At 39.9% G+C, this 23,169-nt stretch carries 21 protein-coding genes; 11 read left to right on the plus strand and 10 right to left on the minus strand.

The annotated features are described in order from the left end of the window. Positions 1-81 precede the first annotated feature (81 nt). Both H5072_RS00730 and H5072_RS00735 read left to right on the plus strand, forming a co-directional pair. Positions 82-786, plus strand: coding sequence for a hypothetical protein (locus tag H5072_RS00730; RefSeq protein ID WP_182692382.1), 705 nt, complete (start codon positions 82-84; stop codon positions 784-786). A gap of 120 nt (positions 787-906) precedes the next feature. Continuing rightward, on the plus strand, positions 907-1,650 hold the full coding sequence (locus H5072_RS00735) for a zinc-dependent metalloprotease family protein (protein ID WP_002959157.1): 744 nt from the start codon (positions 907-909) through the stop codon (positions 1,648-1,650). Between the two features lie 90 nt (positions 1,651-1,740). On the opposite strand, the gene H5072_RS00740 is transcribed toward H5072_RS00735, so the two are convergent. Further along, the gene (locus tag H5072_RS00740; protein ID WP_039488828.1) at positions 1,741-2,961 is read right to left on the minus strand and encodes an alkaline phosphatase family protein; all 1,221 of its coding nucleotides are present in this window, start codon (positions 2,959-2,961) and stop codon (positions 1,741-1,743) included. A gap of 162 nt (positions 2,962-3,123) precedes the next feature. Here H5072_RS00740 and dgt point away from each other — a divergent pair, with 162 nt between their 5' ends. Together dgt and H5072_RS00750 are read left to right on the plus strand one after the other, a co-directional pair. Then, positions 3,124-4,590: a dGTPase gene (gene dgt / locus H5072_RS00745; protein WP_002959159.1), complete on the plus strand. Its 1,467-nt coding sequence runs from the start codon at positions 3,124-3,126 to the stop codon at positions 4,588-4,590. 72 nt (positions 4,591-4,662) lie between these two features. Beyond that, positions 4,663-6,291 carry a cell surface protein gene (locus H5072_RS00750; protein ID WP_182692383.1) on the plus strand — a complete coding sequence of 543 codons (1,629 nt, stop codon included), beginning with the start codon at positions 4,663-4,665 and terminating at the stop codon, positions 6,289-6,291. Between the two features lie 318 nt (positions 6,292-6,609). On the opposite strand, the gene H5072_RS00755 is transcribed toward H5072_RS00750, so the two are convergent. The 3 genes from H5072_RS00755 to H5072_RS00765 all read right to left on the minus strand — a co-directional run bounded on the left by H5072_RS00755 (position 6,610) and on the right by H5072_RS00765 (position 8,663). Further along, the gene (locus H5072_RS00755) at positions 6,610-7,488 is read right to left on the minus strand and encodes a bile acid:sodium symporter family protein (protein WP_182692384.1); all 879 of its coding nucleotides are present in this window, start codon (positions 7,486-7,488) and stop codon (positions 6,610-6,612) included. Positions 7,489-7,574: 86 nt separating this feature from the next. Further along, positions 7,575-8,156: a uracil-DNA glycosylase family protein gene (locus H5072_RS00760; RefSeq protein WP_138490136.1), complete on the minus strand. Its 582-nt coding sequence runs from the start codon at positions 8,154-8,156 to the stop codon at positions 7,575-7,577. A 150-nt stretch (positions 8,157-8,306) separates the two neighbouring features. Next, the gene (locus H5072_RS00765; protein WP_182692385.1) at positions 8,307-8,663 is read right to left on the minus strand and encodes a VOC family protein; all 357 of its coding nucleotides are present in this window, start codon (positions 8,661-8,663) and stop codon (positions 8,307-8,309) included. Between the two features lie 227 nt (positions 8,664-8,890). Between H5072_RS00765 and H5072_RS00770 the strand changes: the two genes are divergently transcribed. The 3 genes from H5072_RS00770 to H5072_RS00780 are packed head-to-tail and all read left to right on the plus strand — an operon-like array spanning position 8,891 to position 11,162. Further along, positions 8,891-9,232 (plus strand): hypothetical protein, encoded by a 342-nt coding sequence (locus tag H5072_RS00770; protein ID WP_002959167.1) that lies wholly within the window; start codon positions 8,891-8,893, stop codon positions 9,230-9,232. Then, positions 9,229-10,830: a PepSY domain-containing protein gene (locus tag H5072_RS00775; protein ID WP_182692386.1), complete on the plus strand. Its 1,602-nt coding sequence runs from the start codon at positions 9,229-9,231 to the stop codon at positions 10,828-10,830. The genes H5072_RS00770 and H5072_RS00775 overlap by 4 nt, the downstream gene beginning before the upstream one ends. After that, positions 10,827-11,162: a DUF3325 domain-containing protein gene (locus H5072_RS00780; protein WP_182692387.1), complete on the plus strand. Its 336-nt coding sequence runs from the start codon at positions 10,827-10,829 to the stop codon at positions 11,160-11,162. The genes H5072_RS00775 and H5072_RS00780 overlap by 4 nt, the downstream gene beginning before the upstream one ends. A gap of 209 nt (positions 11,163-11,371) precedes the next feature. Here H5072_RS00780 and H5072_RS00785 read toward each other — a convergent pair whose 3' ends face one another. Continuing rightward, on the minus strand, positions 11,372-11,893 hold the full coding sequence (locus H5072_RS00785; RefSeq protein ID WP_007376693.1) for a lipocalin family protein: 522 nt from the start codon (positions 11,891-11,893) through the stop codon (positions 11,372-11,374). A gap of 130 nt (positions 11,894-12,023) precedes the next feature. On the opposite strand from H5072_RS00785, the gene H5072_RS00790 reads away from it, so the two are divergent. Genes H5072_RS00790 through H5072_RS00800 form a run of 3 tightly spaced genes read left to right on the plus strand, consistent with a single transcriptional unit; the run spans position 12,024 to position 13,450 of the window. After that, positions 12,024-12,479 (plus strand): YaiI/YqxD family protein, encoded by a 456-nt coding sequence (locus H5072_RS00790; RefSeq protein ID WP_002959175.1) that lies wholly within the window; start codon positions 12,024-12,026, stop codon positions 12,477-12,479. Position 12,480: 1 nt separating this feature from the next. Next, the gene (locus H5072_RS00795) at positions 12,481-13,038 is read left to right on the plus strand and encodes a DUF6942 family protein (RefSeq protein WP_182692388.1); all 558 of its coding nucleotides are present in this window, start codon (positions 12,481-12,483) and stop codon (positions 13,036-13,038) included. 19 nt (positions 13,039-13,057) lie between these two features. Then, positions 13,058-13,450 (plus strand): ACT domain-containing protein, encoded by a 393-nt coding sequence (locus tag H5072_RS00800; RefSeq protein WP_182692389.1) that lies wholly within the window; start codon positions 13,058-13,060, stop codon positions 13,448-13,450. Positions 13,451-13,546: 96 nt separating this feature from the next. Here the strand turns inward: H5072_RS00800 and H5072_RS00805 are convergent, their stop codons facing one another. The 5 genes from H5072_RS00805 to H5072_RS00825 form a co-directional block, all read right to left on the minus strand. Continuing rightward, complete coding sequence (locus H5072_RS00805) at positions 13,547-14,011, minus strand: hypothetical protein (RefSeq protein WP_182692390.1); 465 nt, start codon at positions 14,009-14,011, stop codon at positions 13,547-13,549. A gap of 167 nt (positions 14,012-14,178) precedes the next feature. Next, positions 14,179-14,838, minus strand: a complete 660-nt coding sequence (locus H5072_RS00810) for a class I SAM-dependent methyltransferase (protein ID WP_182692391.1) — start codon at positions 14,836-14,838, stop codon at positions 14,179-14,181. Between the two features lie 28 nt (positions 14,839-14,866). Continuing rightward, positions 14,867-18,517: an AAA family ATPase gene (locus H5072_RS00815; RefSeq protein WP_182692392.1), complete on the minus strand. Its 3,651-nt coding sequence runs from the start codon at positions 18,515-18,517 to the stop codon at positions 14,867-14,869. Beyond that, on the minus strand, positions 18,514-19,761 hold the full coding sequence (locus H5072_RS00820) for an exonuclease SbcCD subunit D C-terminal domain-containing protein (protein WP_182692393.1): 1,248 nt from the start codon (positions 19,759-19,761) through the stop codon (positions 18,514-18,516). The genes H5072_RS00815 and H5072_RS00820 overlap by 4 nt, the downstream gene beginning before the upstream one ends. Positions 19,762-19,839: 78 nt before the next feature. Beyond that, the gene (locus H5072_RS00825; RefSeq protein WP_002959190.1) at positions 19,840-20,076 is read right to left on the minus strand and encodes a hypothetical protein; all 237 of its coding nucleotides are present in this window, start codon (positions 20,074-20,076) and stop codon (positions 19,840-19,842) included. A 579-nt stretch (positions 20,077-20,655) separates the two neighbouring features. Here H5072_RS00825 and H5072_RS00830 point away from each other — a divergent pair. Further along, positions 20,656-23,103, plus strand: a complete 2,448-nt coding sequence (locus H5072_RS00830; RefSeq protein ID WP_138490129.1) for a M1 family metallopeptidase — start codon at positions 20,656-20,658, stop codon at positions 23,101-23,103. The last annotated feature ends 66 nt before the right edge of the window (positions 23,104-23,169 follow it).

Consider the following 23,169-nt stretch of genomic DNA (forward strand, 5'->3'; position numbering starts at 1 on the left):
TACATTTATTATCTTGATCTAATCCATTTAATAATATAAAACGTAACAAATAGTTAACCAAAAACACTAAAAGAGAAACAAATGAAGAGATCTGTCGTCTTACTAATTGCTATACCATTATCGGCATTTGCAGTTTATGGGCTATTTTTTAATGCAGATGAAACGGGCGAACCTATCGCGCCTGTTGCTATTGATTTTGTTCCTATTGATTTACAAAAAACGCGCAATACGCATCCCCCTGCACCTATTGATATGAGTAAAGATCCCATTACCGTTAAACCCATTGTTGCCCCTGACAACAACTTACCGTTTGAAGAATTTGATGCCGTAAATCGCTTATCAGACAAAGCAAAGCAAGTGCTTATAAACGCAAAAGTTTTACCTACCGACTTACATAACGAGGCCTATATTGAGTTTGATTTAAATTCTTTACAGGCGTTAGAGACTGGCGAAAACTTTGATTTAGCTATTCCGCAAACAGCCGAAACATTCACCGCAGAAGTGACTAATGTGGTTGAGTCTGAAAATGGCGATAAGAGCATATTTGGTAAAATAGTGGGTGTTGACGGCCGCATGCATAATACCGTTTTAACGGTAGGTAAAGATGCCGTATATGGCCAATTTACTGCACCTTCTGGCAACTATGTATTCGAAAGTAAAGGTAAGTACGGATGGATTGCAGCAAAACGCGATTTATATAAAAGCCACATAGAGCATGAAGTAACCGCACCAAAGCCCAAATCAGATAAAAGCATCGATATATTTGCACCAAAAATTGATGGCTAACCAAAAAGTATAAAAAGCAATTAAAGCCGCACTATAAGGCAGCTTTAGTGTGTCTGCTTTTTATGATCTCAACCAAGTTAAAAACAGTTCCAACCACAACAAGAGTAAGGAAATACAATAATGAAAAAAGTAATCACAACAACCGCACTGGCTGCGGCATTATGTGCAGCAAGTGTTGCGCAAGCAGAAACAATCGATATCGGTATTTTATATACCGACCAATCAGCTGCTGCAACTAGTAATATTGACACTAAAATAAATCAACTAATTGCTTTTAGTAATCAGGTATATAGCCAAAATGGCGTTGATATAACACTACGCTTAGCTGGCAAACAAAACTTAGGTGACTACGCAGTAACGCCGTCTGAGGATTGGTTAGATTCGGTTACAAATAGCAGCTACGTAGATGGTTTACGCAGCGATTGGAAAGCCGACATGATTGCCGTATTAGGTACTGGCCAAAGTGCTGGCAATGGGCTTATTTCATGTGGTTTAGCATGGGTTGGCCAAGGCACTAATGGCAATCTATATAGCTCAATGAGCAGCCGTATGTACTCAATCACTGCAATTGATTGTGGTGCAACTACATTTGTACACGAACTTGGTCATAACCAAGGTTTAGCGCATTCACGCAAACAAGGTGACACATCTGGCGGTGTATATGTAGATGGCATGGGTCACGGCGTACAAAACGAGTTTGCAAGTATAATGGCTTACCCGCACGTTTACGGTAGCGCAACTCAGTACGATTACTTCTCTAACCCTAACTGGAGCGTAAACGGTATTGCATTTGGTATTACAAACCAAGCGTATGCAATTCGCACGGTTACTGCTACAAAAACAAGTATTGCTAACTTTAAATAAGTAGCGCATTAAAAAGTGGGCTAAATAGCCCACTTTAAAGTTTTAACATGTTCTTCCCTGCAGAGCGCTTACGCGCTCTTATAGATTAAGCTAATGCACAACCACTTTTTGCTTAATTGCTGGCATTAATGTTTTACCATTGCCATCTACTTTATTTAACAATTTAAGCCCCATCACTTTTGCAAGTACTGGGTAAATATCAAGGTTACTCACTTCTTTAAGGCTTATACCTTGTTTAAATGCAGGGCCTACAGCAATAAATGATGCTGCCATATCCTCGGTATATGCATAACCGTGAGTCCCTAAATAGGTTGGTTTTTTACCATTGGTAAATACCGCTGGCGCTGTAGTTTGCACCACAATATCGCCTACGCGAGTGCCTTTATTGTAATGGTACGCTGCTAACTGCTCGTCAGTTAATACTGTATAACGACCGTTTGCTGCTTTTTGTAAACGAGCTTTATAGCCGGCTATATCCGCATTTATTGCATCGGGTTGAGTGTATATGAGTAAACGTGGACCGGTGTTTTTAACTAAAAAGTTTTCATCTTGAGGCAGTGTGGTTACATCAATACTTTTATCTGGATCTATACTCGCCATACCATGATCCGAGACAATAACTAAGTTTACCTCTTGCTCTAATTTACTTAAGCGAGTTTGTAATTGCCCCATTAATTCATCAAGCTGTTTAACTGCATCTCGCGTTTGTGGTGCGTCTGGTCCAAACTCATGGCCCATGCTATCAACTAGCGAAAAGTAACTCGCAATAAAACGTGGGCGCTGTGCTTTTGGCAAACTTAACCATTGAATAATTTGATCAACACGGCTTTGGTAATCGCTGTATTTAGAATAGTGATAAAAGTAATCTGGTGTCATGCCGTTAAATAATGCATCTGACTCAGGCCAAAAATAAGTAGCCGATTTAAGCCCCTGCATTTTTGCTAAATTCCAAAGCGGAATCCCCTTCACCCAAGTGCTATCGCCCAATGCTTTGCCCATGCTGTAACAGTCGTTTTTACGCGCTTTATCACAAAAGCTATTATCAACAATGCCATGGTTTACCGGCAGTAAGCCCGTAATAATAGAAATATGGTTAGGAAACGTTTTAGTTGGATAAACAGGTATTAGTTTTTGTGCGCGAACACCGCGCTCGGCCATTGCTTTTAAATTTGGTGCGCCGTGTTTTTCAATATAATCCCAACGCAGGCCATCAATTGATACAAGCACCACAGTTTGCTCTTTTGCAGCAAATGCGCTGTTCATTCCTAACATTAGGCAAATTGATACTGCCTTTAAAATCCACTGTTTCATTATAAACACCTATAAATGCACAACAATTACTCAAAAAATTATTTTAAAGCAAGTTGTTACTTTATGATACAAACTGATAGATTAAACCCTGTATATTAAAGACAAATGACTATGTGCTAAAAACTATGCCAGTCATCAATTGTAAAAAGGATAAGTATAAAGATGACCATAGATTTTAGTAAAAAAATAACGCCAGCACGAATGTATCGCACAACCTCCAACTTACAAATGGCGCTAGAAAGCGACCGTGGCCGTATTATTAACAGTGCCGCTATTCGCAGGCTGCAGCAAAAAACCCAAGTGTTTCCGCTTGAGCGTAACGCAGCTGTTCGTTCGCGCTTAACTCACTCGCTTGAGGTACAACAGGTTGGTCGTTTTATAGTGCAACGTATTTTTGCAAATTTAAGCTACCAACAACAAAAAGATTACGGCTTAACCGACCTAGAACGCCCCCTAGAAAGCTTAGTAGAAATGGCCTGCCTAATGCACGATATAGGCAACCCACCGTTTGGACATTTTGGCGAAGCTGCAATAAACCACTGGTTTAATAACAACCTAGCAAGCGTAACACCCGAGCGCTGCAAAGAGCCCAATACCGGTATAGGTGTTGTTTTTAAACACCTTGCGCTTGATATTTGTAACTTTGAAGGCAACGCTCAAGGCATACGTATAATTCATTCGTTGCAAACGCTTAATTTAACTTACAGCCAAAGTGCTGGTATTTTAAAATACACTCGACCTGCAGGGCTTGATACAAAAGATATACCGCAAAATAAAAACTACTTAATGAAGAAAGTGGGTTACTACTACAGCGAAAAAAACTTTGTTGAAGCGCTACAAAAAGAGCTCACTATTGAGCCATATTGCCGCCATCCAGCAAGTTATATAATGGAAGCCGCCGACGACATTTCGTATTGCCTAGCCGATATAGAGGATGCTGTTGAAAAAGGGATCATAAGCACCGAATTCTTATGTACACAGCTTAAAAGTCATTATAAAAAAGCACTCATAAACCTAACAATAGACGACACAGAGCACCAAACTTTTGTAGATAAAGCAGTTGACTACGCACATGAGCGCGCCAAAGCACAACCGTATAACTTTAATAGCGAATTTTTTATATACCTGCGCGTTGCACTTTTACATCCGCTAGTTGGACATGCTGCAAAACGCTTTATTGAAAATATAGAACCTATTTACCATGGCGACTTTAACCAAGCACTTTTAGAAGATAGAAGCCATCTACACGCTGTAACCAAAATGCTAAAGCAAGTGGCACTTGAGCATGTATTTTCAAACAAAGAAGTCGAAAAATTAGAGCTGCAAGGTTATAGAATAATTAATGGCTTACTCGATTGCTACAAACCGCTACTGCAATTGAACAGCGATGACTTTAGGCGCGCTCTAAATGGCGATTCACGTTTATTAATTGAGTCGCGACTTGTAAAAAAGCTCTCTAAAAAGCACTTAAATAGTTACCAACACGCAATAGATGCGATGCAAGAAGAGCCCGATCACTTTGCAGCGTACGAATTTTATTATCGCTGTAGATTAATTCAAGATTATATAAGCGGTATGACAGACCAATTTGCTTACGATGAATATCGCAGCCTTATGGTTATTGATTAGTCGTATTACTCTGGATAATTTTCAATTTTGCGCTTAAAATCAAACTATTAATATTTAAGCGCGCATAACTTTATGATATCAAAACTAATTAGATTTACCCTTTGCTTTGCCCTATTTTATAGTGCGCAAAGTGCTGCATACAACGAAGCTATGTGCATTTTAATTAAACAAGAAATGCAGCAAAATAGTAATAATAAAGCGAGTCAAAAATATCGTAAGGCAGCGCGTGATTACAAAAACAACTGTAATAAGCCAAAAGAAATTCAAGCACAACCAAAGCCACAGATAATAGAGCCAGAGCCGGCGATTATTACTCAGCCACAACCTAAAATTGTTGAACCTGCCCCTGTAATACAACTCACTGAAGAAGCTGTTAAAGATAGCATCAACGAGCAAACACTTAATTTAATTGATGATCAAAAACAACAAATTAACGATCAGCTAAATACCAATAGTAACGAAATAGTAATTGATGCAGAGCCAACAACAGCAGTACCCGAGCAAGTAGTTACAGAGCAAAAAAACGAAGCTGTGATAGAGCAAGTAAAACCGACGACGCCAGAGCAAAACGTTCAACCTACGCCTGTAAAACCAGCACCTGTGTTAACTAAACCAGCGCCAGTTATTGCGCCGCAACCTATAGCACAAAGCCCAAGCTCTTTACTTTTACCCACTTTAATACTTGTTATAGTGGTACTTATTGGCGCTATGATAGTCGTGCGCCTGCGCCGTGCAAAACAAAGTAAAGTGATGGCAGAACCGACTATAGCGGCTCCACCTGAAGTTAAATCAGAAAAAATTGCTACGCCAGCTAAACCTGAAACTACAAAAGAGCCAGAGATTGAGCCTGTCGTCATCAACGAAGTAACTCAAAATAATAAACCAGTTGAGAGCAGCGTAGAGGCAAATGAAGAGCCTTTAGAGCCTACGAACACTACACAAAATGCTGATATTGAACATACACCACCGCAAATTTCAGATGAGCAAAACAACGTAGTTACACAAGTGCAAACAAGCGAAATTGAGCCTACACAAATAGAGCCAGCAGATACTTTAGAGCAAACAAGTACCGCTACGTTTAACGAAGTAAAGCAAAAACCTGAGCCTAATACAGCCGAGTTTGAAGCAGCAGCAAAAACAACCTTAGAGCGTATTAAAAATGCCAGCAGCTTTAATGAGCCAGAAGTACGCGACTTTGATCCAGATGCAAAGCCTGTAAAAAAACAACGTAAGCACCATACTGCTCATATAACGGAGCCTGCGCCAATAGAAGCCGAACATAACACTGTAGAGCCGGTTATTAGTACTCCTGAGCCAGTAACAGCGAGTGAGCCGGTTGTAGATTTACACGCACCAGAGCAAATTGCTGACGCTCAATCGACTACATATACAACAGAGCAAGACTTTAAAGAACCAGAGGTACGTACATTTAACCCAGATGCACCATTACCTGGTGAAAAGCCGATGCCTAAAAAACAAAGCTCAACACCTGAGCAAGCACAAACAACACCGCCAGTTGATGAGCCACAAAGTGAGCCTAAAAAAGCAGACAGTCACAATCCATTTGCTAACTTGTCGTTAGACTCAAGCTGGGATCCTGACTCGACTGAAAAACCCAAAATAGAAGAGAAAAAACGCGCGCCTAAATCGCAAGCATTAATAGATGCAGAAGAACGCGCTAAAAACATGCAAACCAAATAGTAAGTTTTAAAGTAGCGCCTCATATTTGAGGCGCTATTTTAGTAACTAAATAATTAACTGCTTTTTTACCGTATTACTTACACTCTTATCCCATCCTAAAATGCGCTTTAGTAATTAGGAGCTTCGCTCCTTGCGCGAGCAAGTTCAGCGCCTGGCGCAATATTCAAGCTTGAGAGTGTTTTATAAGCTTACAACTTTTTGGCGCGATGAGTGCAGAGCATACATTTAACTGGTGGTATTTTTAGACTGGAGTTTACGGCTACGTTATCCGCAGCCATAAATTAAAGTAACTTGGTCAACATTCCCTAATTAAAAGTCCTAGTTAACAGCCCTAGCGGTACGTTTATTTTTAAGCTTTAACCCTCCAATTAATAACAGTGGCCCTATAAACATGGCAAGGCCATACACGCCACCGGTAACTGCGTATTCTGATTTATTTAAAAAGCTAATAGCGATTAAAATAGCTAACGATGCATTTTGAATTCCAACCTCAATTGAAAGCGTCAGCGAATCAGTTAAATTTAATTTTGAACACTTAGCAATTAACCAACCAACAACCATTGAGCCAATATTAAGCACTATGCACGCCCAAAATACATCGTTAAATGAGCTAACTAATAAATCGCGCTCTTTTATTACTAGTGCGGCAATCATCATAAGCATAAAAAACAACGAGAAGCGTCTAAAAAACGGCTCTGCTTTAATGGCAAAATCACTTTTAAAGTGACGTAACCAAATGCCTATAGCAACTGGCACTAAGGTAATAAAAAATAGCCCTAATGAAGTAGTTAAAATAGAGAAAGTAGCATCGTCTGCTGGGGCAAACTGACTCATAGCAAAGCCAATAATAAACGGTGTGGTTATTATACTAATTGCGGTAGAGGCAGCGGTTAAACTTACCGAAAGCGCTAAATTAGCTTTAGCAAGCTGGCTTACTACATTTGACATAGTACCGCCGGGGCAAGCAGCTAATATCATTAAACCAATAGCGATAGGCGTTGGTAGGTTAAATAAATAACACAGCCCTAATGCTAATAAAGGCATTGCTACAAGTTGACCTATTAAACCCATAACAATGGCAAGCGGGCGTTTAAATAGACGAGTAAAATCGGTTGTTGTGAGCCCAAGACCCATACCAAACATAATAAGTGCAAGGGCGAGTGGAAGTATTACTTCAGTTAATATAGATGCATTCAAATTAGACAGCCTCGTTTGTTATTGTTTTTAATTAGAGTGTTAATTTTTAAGTTAACTGTAACGCCCCTTTACAATAACTAGAAGTATTACTTATTTAAAATAGCAGCCACGTGCTTATCTAGTTCTGGAAGTACATCTTGTTCAAACCATGGGTTCTTTTTAAGCCATATATTATTACGCGGACTCGGATGTGGAAGCACTAAATAATTTGGCCAATACTCACGCCACGATTTTACTAACTCCGTAAGTGGCATTTTTTTAGTCTCTGGTAAATGATACGCCTGCGCGTATTTACCAAGCACTATTGTCAGCTCAATATTTGGTAGTGCAGCCAATAATTGCTCGCGCCATGCAGGCGCACATTCTTTTCTCGGTGGTAAATCACCCGACTTCCCCCTACCCGGGTAGCAAAAGCCCATAGGTAAAATGGCTATATTATTAGCGTCGTAAAATTCATCACGTGTTAGCCCAAGCCATTCTCGCAGGCGGTTTCCGCTTGCATCGTTAAACGGCACACCTGTTTCGTGAACTTTGATTCCAGGTGCTTGCCCTGCAATTAAAATACGTGCGTTTGGGTTAAATTGTATAACAGGACGAGCCCCTAAAGGTAAATGAGGTTCACAGATCACGCATTTACTAACTTGCTCTATTAATTGGTGACTATTCATGTTTATTTGGCCTTAAATGCTTAATATTTATCCTAAATGGCCATTTAGGATAAATGAGTTGGTAAAAAATCGGTTTATTTTAATTAAAACGAGCGTTAGTTAGTAAAATCGTGATCTTTAAGCTCATTCGCGCTACAAGCCTTGTAAAACCTAGTGTTGCTCTGCCCATACAGCAAATTCATTGCCGCTCGGCTCTGCAAAATGAAACCGGCAACCACCCGGAAATTCAAAAATAGGTTTTAATATTGTGCCACCATGGAGTTGTACTTTTTTATACGTAGCGTGAATGTCGTTACTATAAAAAACCAATAGCGCAGCACCGTTTTGAGTTAGCGATTTAAGCGGCGCATTAAAAAAGCCACCATCAAGCCCTTGGCCACTAAACGCCGTGTATTCTGGGCCGTAGTCAGTAAACTGCCAATTAAATACACGACTAAAAAAGACCTTAGTTGCGGGTAAGTCGCATGCAGGAAACTCAACGTAGTTTAGTTTTTCGTGATCGCTCATCGTTATTCACTCTTTATTTTTACTCAGTTTATTAACCTTAAGCTTTACATAGAGCCTGTGCAATATCATTAAATAATATCAGATCAGTATTTTACTAAGTAACCAAGTACGTATAACTTACTTAAAAATTAAATATCACAAATGAGAATAACTATCTTTTGTATTTGTAACATATATAATAGCGCCTTTGTTTTATCCTCAGCTTTAAATAAAGGGATTAATTAACTATGCAGGCACCTTTGCACAGTGCGCCATTCGATAAGGTTAACGTGATTGCGCTTATAGTAAAAAGTGTAAGCAGTTATCGAGTTTTGGTATTTTTACGTTTTTTTATTGCCATAATTGGTGGCTATGCTTTTACCTCTGCAAGCACTGCGTTATTAAGCTTTGTGTTGCCAATAGCTAAACAAGACGCTGTGCTGTTTAGTGTTTCAATCAGCATTTTAATTTATGCCGTTGTATTTATTTATGCCTTTAGTGTTAAATCATTAAAAACAGTGTGGATCAGTATTTTACTAAGTACGGGAGCGTTCATTGGATTGCTTGCATTACTGAAGGGTTGGGTATGAAAGACAGCTTTTTCAGATCGATGACTTGGTTGCACACTTGGGTAGGGTTACTCGTTTGTTGGTTATTATATTTAATATTTTTTGCAGGGACTCTTAGCTTTTTTAGAGACGAAATAACGTTGTGGAATCAACCAGCCATACATAATGTGCAAGCCCAAACACAGCGTATAGAAGCGCAAAAACAACAAATAATTACCGGATTTGATTACTTAGCTAACCATGGAGCTCACTCATCAAGCTGGCGTATTACATTACCCGAGCCACGCATTCCTTATTTAATTTATGGTTATGCAAAACCAAAAGAGCCAGGTCAGCGCCGCAGCCGGTTTGAAAACACACAGCTAAACCCTAATACCATGCAAGAGCTTGAGCCCTTTGTAGATACTAAAGGCGGTAACTTTTTTTATCGGCTGCACTATGATTTACATTACATGGATGCAATAACCGCACGCTGGATTGTGTGCTTTGCTAGCTTTTTTATGCTGATTGCCATTATATCGGGGGTGGTTATTCATAAGCGTATTTTTAAAGATATGTTTAGCTTTAGGCGTAACAAAGGTAGCCGTACATGGTTAGATGCCCATAACTTAAGCTCTGTGCTTGCCCTTCCTTTTCATTTAATGATTACTTACACGGGTATAATTACACTTATATTTATGTTGTTTCCCTACCCTGCGCAAACGTCTTACGATAACGGCATGCGTGGCTTTTTTAACGATGTAACCCCTCGCAACACCATGACCGATAAAGCCCAAGGCGAATCGTCAATGGTGCCGATTCAAAGCATTTTGGATCAGGTTTATACTAAGTGGCCTCATGCAGATATTACTCGCGTACAAGTTAACCAACCAAATATGGCAGCTTCAACAATTACCGTATTGGTAAGCGCAGGTAAAACACTGCGTGACCAAGCACCACGCTTAATATTTAGTGGTGCTACAGGGCAAATGGTCGCTAAAACTGATGACGAGCTAACTAGCAGCAAAGCGCTTTACGAATCACTTAATTCAATGCATACAGGGCGTTTAGCTACGTGGTTACTGCGTTGGTTATACGTATTAGGCGGTATTGCAGGCTGTGTAATGATTGGCTCTGGCTGTATTATGTGGGCTAAGCGAATTCGCGAGCGAACTAAAAATAACGTTAAACCTTCGTTTGGTTTAAAACTAGTTGAGGGGTTAAACCTAGCCACTATTATGGGACTTCCACTGGCAACGTGTGCATTTTTTATTGCTAACAGACTACTTAGCCCAACTACCGCAGAGCGCGCCGATAAAGAAATACTCGCGTTCTTTTTAACATGGCTAGCGGTTGCTCTTTTAGCACTTATAAAGCGCGACACACTGCAATGGCGAGTTGTGGCAGCTATAAATGCTGTTGCATGTTTAAGCGTACCGGTTATTAATGCACTTACAACTAACGGTAATCTAGTTAGCTATTTGATGCACGAACAGTGGGCTTTATTTACTTTTGATGCACTGTTTTTGTTATTTAGTATATTGTTTTTTATACAAACCGAAAAATTACGTACTGCTAAAAACAACTCAAAAATAACCAGCCCTAGTCAATCTAATAACTTTAAAGGGCAAAAACCATGATTGATTTACTTGGGTTTAGCCTATGCCTGCTCAGTTTTAACTGTTTTGCGCTAGCTAAGTATAATCATTTTAAAGATGTATTTAAAAAACGCCCTACAGAATCCCAACGTAAAAAGCTGCTATTAGTTGCTTGGATCAGTATTTTACTAAGCTTGGTGCTTTGTATAGTTACTCAAGATGGATATGGTGCATTACTATTTTGCGGATTTATGAGCCTAAGTGTCTTAATTATAATGGTTTTTTGTAATTTTTTAGTAGGCTACGTGAAGTGGTTTAGTGTTTTAAATAGCGTGTTAGTTGTACTAAGTGGGTTGTTTTTAGCATTAAACTAGCCTTAGTTAGTAAAAACGTGATCCGTTACTTTCCCATAGATTAGGCAAAAAAAATGGCAAGCTATATAGCTTGCCAACAATAGGGGATATTCAGTGTTTCCAATACTTGCTGTCTCACGGCAAGTACACACAATATAACCATAATATATTTAAGTTACTTTACAGTTAAATTACTCTTTTATTACTACTGTAAAGGGGCTTTACATTGTTTATTGCTCAACCCAAATTATTTCATCGGTAGCAAAGCCCAACTCTTTAGCTTTAGTTAAAAAGTGTTCTTTAAGCTCTTTGCTAACCGTTGGTGTACGCGACAAAAACCACAAGTAATCTTTGTTGTAACTGGTTATAAATGCATATTGATAATCGGGTTGGTCAAGCTCAAAAATCACGTAAGCGCCATAAAATGGACCAAAAAACGAGACTTTAAAATGTCCTGTATCGGTGCCCTCAACAAACTTGGCTAAGCCTTCTGCGTCATCCCATTTTTTATCATCCGTTAAATACCCTTTGTTAAGGACCTTTACTGTGCCGTCGTCGTTAATTGAATAAGTCGCGGTAACTTGCTCCATACCTTCTTCAAATGAGTGATTGAGCCGCGCTATTTCAAACCATTTGCCTTTATATTTTTGTATATCAAAGTTTTTAACGGGTGTTATTCCCTCAGGAGGGCTGGTGCAGGCACTAAGAAAAAATAACCCTGTAATAAGTAAACCGTATTTAATAGCCTTCATGTAAGCTCCTTTTTTAATTACATAAATCGTACGTATTATCTAAATATAGATGGATATAAAGTTTGCTAGCCGATTAAAAAAATTTGCTATAGGATCGTATTAATTCTAAAGCAATAAAAATGACCATAGCATGAAAATTTGGGTAGATGCAGACGCGTGTCCTGTTGTTATAAAAGAAATACTTTTTAGAGCTGCAGAGCGTATGAAAATCGAGACTATTTTAGTAGCGAATCACGCAATGCGTATTCCGCCGTCAAAATACATAAGCCGCGTTCAAGTATCGTCGGGATTTGATGTAGCCGACGACGAAATAGTAAAACGTGTTGAAAAAGGCGATTTAGTTATTACAGGCGATATTCCGCTAGCAAGTGAAGTAATTGATAACGGCGGGCAAGCACTCAACCCACGTGGCGAGCTTTATACCACCGAGAATATCCGCTCAATACTTAACGTGCGCGACTTTATGGATACCATGCGCTCAAGCGGCGTAGAAATGAGTGGTGGGCCGCCGCCACTTAGCCAAACCGATCGCCAAAACTTTGCAAATAACCTCGACCGTATTTTAGCGCAAAACAAGGCTAACTAACTTGAATACCCAATTAGTTGGCTTAGGTGATACGCAATTTAGCGTGGCGGTATACGTAGCAAAAGCGCCGCCAATGCCGTTTTTTGAAACACTTGAATGCCTAGAACCGGTTATAAATGAGCAAATAAATACCATAAACCAGTACTGTGGTAATGGTTGGCGCAAAGTGTTTAACGTTTACGCCAAAGTGCTATTTTCCCTGCCAAGTGAGCATTATTCATTTGCTAAACAAGCCCCTACTTGGCAACAATATCGCGATGAGTATTTACTGCAAAAAAACAGTAAAACCGCCCTGCTATTTAGCGCGCCCAACATTACTAGTACTTGCCCTGATAAAGCTTCTAGCAATAAAAACCAGCTACACATAATTGCTGGGCGTACGCACGCTAAAAACTTATTACAACAAGGTAAGTTGCATGCACAATTTGATTGGCTCGACGACGAGTTTGCAATAGACACCAGTAACAACATTATTGTGTGCCCATATTTTGATTACAGGCAATTAAGTAATATAAAAATTGCGAGGTTAAGCGAGCTAGTCGCGCAGCTAAAAAAATAACACATTGTAAGGAACGACCATGGCCGGAATTTTAGAGTTAAACGAATTATTAAAATCAATGCAGCCAGCGCTTAAGCAAGGCGAGTATATTTTTTGTTGCTTAGCAGGCTCACTTGCCGATTATGCTCATTTAGAGCCACTTGCTACTTATGTTGAAGAAGAAGGGCTAACCCTTATTTTAAAAGCTGAAACTGCTGACAAAGCAGGTATTACTTACGAGGGTAAATATAATTTAATTACCCTTAACGTACATTCAAGCTTAGAGGCCGTTGGGCTAACAGCTGCGGTATCTGCAAAGCTAACTGAGCATGGCATTAGCGCTAATGTGGTAGCTGCGTTTTATCACGACCATATTTTTGTACAAACAGACAAAGCACAAGCCGCGATGAAAGCGCTTTGTGAGATTGGTTAGGATTGCTGGCACAACAACGATTTTAGTGACGTGGATATTAGATCGTCGGGTGGCGCTTCGCTTAACCGACCTACAACAATACAAAAGCTGATATTGCTATAGAGCAACATCAGCTTTTTTGTACACATTTGGACTATTTTCGCAGTATTGTTTATCTACTGGCTCAAGCTTAATTTTTTTACCGGCATTTACTACTACGCATTGAGTGTTTTGATCGAGTTTTTGTTTTTGAATTACGGTAAATTCACCTTCGCTGGCAGCGTATAGATTATACTGATATGCATCGTTGCCGCCTTCAAACAATGCGGTAAATAACCCTCCAACTAACCCGCCGATTATTGCCCCACCTATCATTTCTTCTGTATTGCCATCTAAGCTATCTACAAACCCAAAACCAGCTCCTGCGGCTATGCCTGTACCCACTTCTGATGAGAGTGTGACACGTTGCATAGATTCTACCGAGGCGTAATAGCGTTTAATTATTTGATTTTGATCGTTACGGTCAACACCTTGTGATGCGCAACCCGAGAGGAGTAAAACAGCAATTAACGATTTTTTCATGTTGATTCTCTATTTGCTTATGTTGATATAGAAATAGTAAATCTTAAAACATAAAAAATATGTATGTGCTTTGTATGCAGCTGTGAGAAGTTGTAAATGTATGTATAAAATAAAACACCGAGTAAGCTTACTCGGTGTTTATGTGGCTATATTACTTAAATTTAAAACTATTTTATTACATATCCGCTAAAGCCTAGTGCTTTAAAATACAGCTTCGGAATGCCAAATTTGCACTCGTTTAGTAGTTCGCTAAAGCGCATTCTATCAAGCGGGTAAAACTCATTTTCTAAGTCGTGCCCTGTTTGTGTTTTACCTGTTTCGGTTAAACCCAATTGCGCGCACGTTGTGAGCTGGGCTTCGCGCTCAAATGAAGTTTCGGGGCGCATTAAATCTGCAATAAAAAGGTTTGCGTCTTTTTTAAGACTTCCTTTAATTGCTTTTAATAACTCTTTTTTATCGCCGTTATCTTCTAAAAAATGCATTACTAATAAACATAAAACGGCATCGGCTTTAACCGATAACTTATCAACTGGGCCATTATGTACAACTACGCGGCTTGTTATGCCTTGTTCATCAAATTGCTGCTGTGCGATAGCAAGCATATCGGCTGATGTATCTTGCGCAGTAAATTGCCATGTAGGGTTTAGTGCAGCCAGTGCAAGTACTTCTTTGCCTGTGCCTGCCCCTACTACCAAAATATGCGCATTGTCGCTTAGCGTTGCTTGTAATTGCGCATTAGTGAGCTGATGTAATAATTCATAACCAGGCACTAAACGGGTTATGCGGCTATCGTATTGTGTTGCTTGCTCGCCTGTAAACGTTGGCATTGTATCTCCTTGTTTTCAGTTATGTTGCTTATAAAACTTCAACTGTGGAATATCCACCTGGCTTTTTGGCTACATGCACTTGAGTGGCTACACGCTCGCTCATTTGTGTTACGTGCGATATAACGCCTACTTTTCTGCCTTGTGCTTGCAAAGAATCCAAAGCGTCCATTGCAATGCTTAGGGTTTCACTATCTAACGTACCAAACCCTTCGTCAATAAACAAAGAATTGATTTGTACTTTGTTAGACGAAAGCGATGCTAAACCAAGTGCAAGCGCTAGCGATACTAAAAATGACTCACCGCCCGAGAGCGTATTAACAGAGCGTTGCTCGTCAGCCATGTCGCGGTCGATAATTGCAATGTCGAGCGTTTGCGCTATGGCGGTTAATTCGTAGCGTTTGTTGAGTGTTTTTAAATGGCTGTTGGCATAGTGCAGTAATATTTTTAACGTTTGTGTTTGTGCTAAGTTACGCATGGTTTTACCCGTTGCATCGCCCAATACTTTATTAAGCAAGTGCCACTGCTCTACCTGTGTTTTAAGCGTAGTTAACTCAGCTTGTTTGCCTTCAAGCGCCTTTGCGTTTTGGTTGTGTTGCTCAATAGCGGTATTAGTTGCTAGTAATGAATTTTGCAGCTGCGTTTGTTGCTCATTTAAGCTGCTTAATTGCGTACTTAAAGCCTCTGCACTTTGTGTTGGCTTATCGCTACTGTTGTGTTTTTCAAGCGTAAGTTGCTGCTGTTTTAATGCGGCATTTGCATCTGTTAACGCTTGAGTTAACTGCTCGTGTTGATTTAAATGCGCTTTAATAGTATCGCTACTTAGCGTTAGTAAAATTTTGATCTGTTCGTGCGTTACGTCGCTGTATTGCGCTTTAAAGTCAGTAAACCACTGGTTATAACGTGCCTCAAGTGTTGCTAGTTCTTGGCTGTTTTCAAGTAAGCGTTGCTCCACATTTTTAAGCGTTATAGCGTGCTCATCTCGTTGTTTTATAGCGTCGTCATAGGCTTTTTGACTCGCTTGAACCTGTGATTGCATTTGCTCTTGCGCACTTGTAAGTTTTGCTTGGTAGTCGTCTGCGCTTATTTGCTCGTTATTAAATAAAGCTAAGCGCTCACTTTGCACAGTGCTTAGTAAATTTTTAGCTTTAACAAGCTCTTCATTAAGTGCTTTTAACGATTGCTCGCTTTTACTAACAAGCGGTGTGAGCTGCTTTATTTGCTCACTAGCTGTGTCTTGGCGCTTTTGGCTTTGCTCAAGTTGCGTTTGAGTTTGCTGATACTGCGAAACCTGCTCGTGCAGCTCGGTAAGTTCAAGCGTATTGGCTTGTAATTGCTGCCAAAAATCACTGTTTTCAAATTGATTATTGAGCGTTGTACCCAGCTCGTTAATTTGCGCACTTAGCTCGCTATGCTTACTCGTTAACTGGTTTTGCTGGTGTGTAAGCTCAAGGTGTTTATTACTCAACTGCTGCTGTACTTGCTGCTCTGCTTTAAGTGCTGCTAGTAGCTCATTTACTTTGGTTTGCAGTGTACGTTGGCGTTTTTGTTGCTCAAAGTATTGCGCTTTTTGCTGCGTTAATTGCTTATAAGTTACTTCAAGCTGATCAGGCGTTAAGTCGTTAAGCTCACTACGTGCGCCTTGCATGGTATTTTTAATGTCGAGCTGTTTGGCTTTTGCTGTTTGTATTATTTGCTCAAGTTGTCCGTGTTCAGCAGTTAATACAGCATGTTGAGTTTGATGCTTATGCAGCTCGCTTTGTGCATGGTCAAATTGCTTTTTAGCGGTATTAAAAGCATTTTCAAAATCGGTAATTAAGTTATTTAATTGCTGATTTTGGTTTACCGCATACGGGTGCTCCGTTGCGCCGCACACTAAACAAGGCTCATTAGGGCGAAGCTCAGTGCGTAAATGCTCTACGTTTTCGCTGGCTCTTAAGCGCGCTTGGTTAAGTGAGTACTCGCTGCCTTTAAGTGCTTGCTCACTGGTTATTAAATGCTGATTAAGTAAAGCATGGGCTTGCTGGCTTTCATTTAGCTGCTGATTAAGTACTTGTTGGCGTTGAGTGCTTTGTTTTAGTTCTGCGTTAAATTGCTTATAACGCTCTCGCTGCTCTTTTAAGTAATCAATACTTTTTAGCTGCGCGTCGCAGTGCTCTGCATTAAATTCATTAAGCTGAGTATTTAAAACCTGCAAAGCAGACTGCTCGCTCGTAAGTAACGCCTCGCACTGCTGCACTTTGTTATTTTGTGTATTTAAACGCTCGCTCTGACCTGCAAGCTCGGTATTAAGAGTTTGGCTTTGTGCAAGGTTTGCAGTTAATTGCTGCTGTGCATTTAAGTAAGTATTAAAGCTTTGCTGATAGTAGCTCCAGTCTTTTGCTAAAACGTTCAGCTGTGCATGCTCATTAAGCCATTGCTGGCTTTTAGTTGAGTCGGTATTAGCGAGTTCTAGCTCGTTATTGCTTTGTTTAAGCTGCTGTTTGAGTTCATCAAGTTGAGTTTGCTCTTTGGTTATTTGCGACTCAGTACCTTTTACACTTTGGCTTTGCAAGGCAATGTTACTGTCGAGCTCTCGCGCTTTAGCTATAACGGGCGCTGCATTTTGTTTTTGCTCATTGGCGTTATTAAGCAGCTCGGTGTGTTTAGTAAGCGCGGTATTACGCTCGTTAATTACCGCTAAATGATCAACACTTTTAAGCGATGTTATTTGCTGATCTAACGCCGTATTTTGATCAGTTAACAAAGTAAAACGGCTGCGGTTATCTTTTATTTCAAGCGCTTGTTTAGCTTGTTTTGCCTGCTCGCTTTGCTCAACGATACTTTCAAGCGCTGAGCTTGCTTGTTGCTGGGTTTGCTGTGCTTGCAGTAAGTTTTGCTCAAGTACTGTAGCTTGCTGATACCAGTTAAGTGCTTTTTCGGTTTTGGTCAGCTCTTTTTTAGTGTGTTCGGTTTGCGCTTTTAAATCGGTTAACTTGGTTTGTTGTAGCTCAAGTTCATCGCTCGTTAACAAAGTATAGCTTTCAAGACCAGCTTTAAGCGCTTCAAGCTTTGCTACTTGCTCTTTATGGCGCTCAAAAATACGCACGCCAATACGGCTAAATTTATCGGTACCTGTTAAGCACTCTAAAAGTTGCGCTCGCTCATCGCCAGTGGCTTTTAAAAATGCAGCAAACTCATGTTGCGCTAAAAGTACGGCACGGGAGAACTGCTCAAAGTTAAGCCCTATTTTACTCTCGACTTCTTTTATTGTGTGGCTTTTGTCAGCTATAAGGGTTTCGTCTGGCAGGGTTACTAAAGTGTGCTCTGCTACTTTAAGTTTGCCTGTTACTTTTTTATGGGTCCGTGCAATTGTATAGCGCGCACGATAAAGCTGTTTATCTTGTCCTAAAAAGTCGACCTCGGCGTAGCCTTCCCATGTACCTCTGCGTAGCAAGTTTCGCGCATCATTAAGCTTAATGCTGTCGCCGTTAAACTCAATTAAGTTACCTTTATCGCCGCGCAGCCTCGCTGTTTTTGTATAAAGGGCTAAACAAATGGCATCTAAAAAGGTACTTTTACCAGCGCCAGTATCGCCTGTTATCGCAAATAAGCCTGCATCTTTTAATGGGGCTTGAGTAAAGTCTATTTCAGCATCAACTATTGAGGCTAAATTATGAATACGAACTGCGGTTATTTTCATAGTTGTTCTTGCTCCGTTAGCTCGTTTATCACGTCACTTAAAAGTGCTTTTAGCTCATCGGGTACGCTTTGCCCTGCCATGTCTTTATCGTTTGCGAATGCTTGTTCTAATAGGTTTAGTGGGTTGAGCATTTCAACTTCGCTTAAATCTTCAAATACGGTGTTGTCGTCATTTTGAGTCGATTGCTCACGTACACGTTCAATACCACAAAATTTAATATGCTTGCCTTCAAGTGCTTGTTCTATTTGTTCTCTGAAGGTGGTGTCGGTATCGCTTGATTTAAGCTTTACACGTAAATAAGGCGCTATTGTATTTTGTGCAGTGTCGAGCGCTTTAATTTGCTCGCATAGTTCGCTTAATGGCACACACTCCCCTTTTGGTAAAACAATTACATCGGCAGAGCGCGGAATGTAAAGGGGGTTTACAGTTGTACTAATATGTTGTTTTTCATCAATAATAAACTCAACAACATTTACTTGGTGCGTGTAGTTACGTTCTGAAAACGACATAGGTATAGGTGTGCCGCTGTAGCGAATAATATCGCTTTTAGCGACTTGTTGCGCTTTGTGTAAGTGCCCAAGGGCAACATAGTTGGCTTGTTTACCAAATACATTGGCTGAAATAGACTCCTCACCACCTATTACTAAGTTACGCTCAGAATCACTTGAGATATCCCCGCCTTTTGCGTGTAAATGCCCCATAACTATTAATGGTGAGTTTTGCTCGTTTATATTAGTAGCTTGCTCTAATGCAAGTTCATAAGCTTTTGCAACGCCTTGAGCATAACTAGGGCCGCTTTCGGTTTGGCTAAGTAAACTTACATCGCTTGCACGTAAAAATGGCATAGCGACGATTACAGCGCGTTTACCATTGATATTTATGGTAATAACAGTTTCATCGGGTGTTGCGACATCAAAGCGCCCTACTACGTGCGTATCAAATTGCGCTAGTAATGGCTGAGCTGCCAAAATACGATTTGCAGAGTCGTGGTTACCCGCAATAATTACTACGTGTAATTGTGGGGATGCCTTTTTGGCGTCTTTAATAAATTGGTAAAGCTGATTTTCGGCGCTAGCGCTTGGAGTCGCGGTATGATAAATATCGCCAGCAACTAAAAGTAAGTCTATTTGTTGTTCAACAAGAGTGGCTAATAACCATGTAAAAAAGGCTTGATGCTCAACACGGCGGTCGTGTTCGTAGAATTGTTGGCCAAGGTGCCAATCTGAGGTGTGGAGGACTTTCATGTCGCGCTCTTAATTAAACCGTAAGAGCGCCAATATACCCAAGGCAGTTAAAGATGCAAGCCTAAGCCGTGTATTACCTTAGGTTAAACTGTACCAAGCTGAAAAAACAACCGGCAACGCTAAAAGTGCCATTAATAATGGAATTTTTAACGTTTTAGTTTGTTTTGCGTGTAGCGCCTTTAATGCATTAGTTTCGTTGCACGCTGCTACTTTATCGATATAAAAATAACCCGAATCGAGATACTGCTTACAGTTATTCTCACTTGCTGGAATCGCAATTAGTTCTTGTTGTTTTTTTAGGATGTAAAAATCCATAAGCCCACCGCATTTCTTGCTAGTAATCGATATTAATTTGAGGATAAATGTGACGAATTTATTTGCCTCAAATAAAAAGGTTGGCGATTTTAAATATAAACTGCACTAAAGATCAACCTAAAATTGCACTATTTATCATTTATCGTAAAAATAGCGAACATTAAGGAAGTTCGGCAATATTTGAGCCAATAATTCAGCTGTTTTCACTGTGTTTTTGTTCAGTAGAGTGGGCTTTTAGCTCATTTTACTTGTTGGAAATTTGAGACACTTATACATAGGATTATTGGTTTACCTGATAATGTTAAAGCAATACTTTTTTAGCAAAGTAGGTAAAATTAATGTGCTTTTTTCAAGCTCTAAAACTTGTATTTAACAGCTCAAAACCATTATTAAAACCCACTTTTGTAAAGCCCCTTTACAGTTTTTATTTATTCGTATTTTGTTACAAAATAATTGTACTTTTCAATCTAATAAACTAAGTGAACATCACCCTAAAAATACGGTACTTGGTCGCTAATTTATTGAAGCTAACTGGTATATTTGTCAAAGTATGCTCACAAAATTATATTAGGACTAACAATGAAAAAAATAGGTCTTACGCTAAGTGCTTTTGTATTGCCTTTGGCAATATCTAGTGCGGTTATGGCGTCTTCGGTTGAGCAAACAAAAGGTTCTTTTGTTGATAAATTTCGTCAATTAGACGAAGCGCTTCCTACACCCAACGTTTATCGTAGTGCCGCTGGCGAACCAGGTGAAAAATACTGGCAGCAACGTGTAAACTACGATATTGATGTAAAGCTAGATGAAAAAAAGCACCGTATTACCGGTAGCCAAAGCATTGAATATAAAAATAACTCTCCGCATACACTTAAATATTTATGGTTACAGTTAGATCAAAATATTTTTAAAAGCGATTCAATTGCCGAAACAACTAAAACGTTTAAAAGCACTTTAGAAAGCCTACCAGCTCAAAAGCCTGCTAAATTAAGTTTAGGTGACTTACGCCGTCAGCAATTTATGAGCGACAACGAACTGGGTTATACTATCAGTGGCGTAAAAGATGACGATGGTAAAGAGCTACGCGTAACTGTAGTTGATACTTTAATGCGCATTGATTTAAACGAGCCATTAAAACCAGGTAAAGAAGTAGAATTTAGCATGAACTTTGCCTTCAACATTGTTGAAGAAGATGCTGTAGGTGCACGTTCTGGTTACGAGCACTTTGAAGAAGATGGCAACGACATATTCTTAATTGCTCAGTGGTTCCCTCGCTTAGCGGCTTATACCGATTACGAGGCATGGACAAACAAGCCATTTTTAGGCTCTGGTGAGTTTACGCTTGAGTTTGGTGATTACGATGTTGAGATTACTGTTCCTGCGGATCACATTGTATCGGCAACAGGTAAGCTTGATAACGCGAGCAAAGTACTTACAAGTACTCAGCGCAAACGTTTAAAGCAAGCTGAAACATCTAAGCGTCCTGTGTTTATTGTTAACGCAGAAGAAGCGCTAGAAAACGAAAAAGAAGGCACCGACAAAACTAAAACGTGGCACTTTAAAGCACAGAATGTTCGTGACTTTGCTTGGGCGTCGTCTCGTAAGTTTATGTGGGATGCAAAAGGTTATCAACAAGGTGGTGACGTTCAGCCTTTAGTTATGGCAATGTCGTTCTTCCCTAAAGAAGGTGGTGACTTATGGAAAAAGTACTCAACTGAAGCGGTAGTACACACAATGGAAGTGTACTCTAAGTATTCTTTTGATTACCCGTACCCAACTGCACAGTCGGTTAATGGCCCAGTTGGTGGTATGGAATACCCAATGATCACCTTTAACGGTCCGCGTACTAAGTTACAAGATGACGGTACTCGTACTTATTCTCAGGCTGAAAAGCGCTTTTTACTTGGCGTAGTTATTCATGAAGTGGGTCATATTTACTTTCCGATGATTGTGAACTCAGATGAGCGCCAATGGACGTGGATGGATGAAGGCTTAAACAGCTTTTTAGATGGTGTTGCTGGTCGTGAATGGGATCCTACTATTCCTTGGGGTGTTGAGCCTCGCGATATAGTGAGCTACATGAAGTCAGAAGTCCAAGTACCAATTATGACTCAGTCAGACAGCGTATTACGTTTAGGCCCTAATGCTTATACTAAACCTGCCGCAGCCCTTAATATTTTACGTGAAGTAATTTTAGGCCGTGACTTATTCGACTTTGCATTTAAAGAGTATGCTCAGCGCTGGAAATACAAGCGCCCTACTCCAGCTGATTTTTTCCGTACAATGGAAGAAGCCTCTGGTGTTGATTTAGATTGGTTTTGGCGTGGCTGGTTTTACACCACAGACCATGTTGATATCTCTTTAGATAAAGTGTACCAACTACGTTTAGACACTAAAAACCCTGATATTGATTACAGCCGTTTACGTGATATTGAAGCAGACAAGCCTACGTCATTATTTGTTGAGCGTAACCGCGCCGAAGGTAAAAAAACATGGGTTGAGCAAAACCCTGATGTTACCGATTTTTATGACGAAAACGACCGCTTTACTGTAACCAATAAAGAACGTAACTCGTACAATAAGTTTTTAAAAGGCTTAGAGCCGTGGGAGCGTAAAACGCTTGAACGTGCTTTAGAAGAAGATAAAAACTACTACGTTATGGAATTTTCAAACCTTGGTGGTTTGGTAATGCCTATATTACTTGAGCTAACATATGAAGATGGCACGACTGAAGAGCGTTATATTCCTGCTGAAATTTGGCGTCGTAATTATAAAAATGTTCAAAAGCTAATTGTTACCGATAAAAACAAACCGCTTGTATCAGTTACTGTAGATCCTAATTGGGAAACTGCGGATGTAGATATTGAAAATAATAACTACCCTCGTCGCATTATTCCTTCACGTATTGAAGTGTTTAAAAAGGAAAAGAGTAAAGCTAAAGTAAGTCGCGATATCATGCAAGATATTAAAACTGAGCTTAAAACTGATGAGAAGAAAGACGAAAAAGATAACGGTGAGGAGCCGCAATAATGCGCTTTTTGCTTATTATTGTTTGCCTTTTAGTTGCTGCGCCAAGTATGGCGCATCAACTAAAAT

Source organism: Pseudoalteromonas sp. SR45-5 (assembly GCF_014163565.1).
Taxonomy (GTDB): Bacteria; Pseudomonadota; Gammaproteobacteria; order Enterobacterales; family Alteromonadaceae; genus Pseudoalteromonas; species Pseudoalteromonas distincta.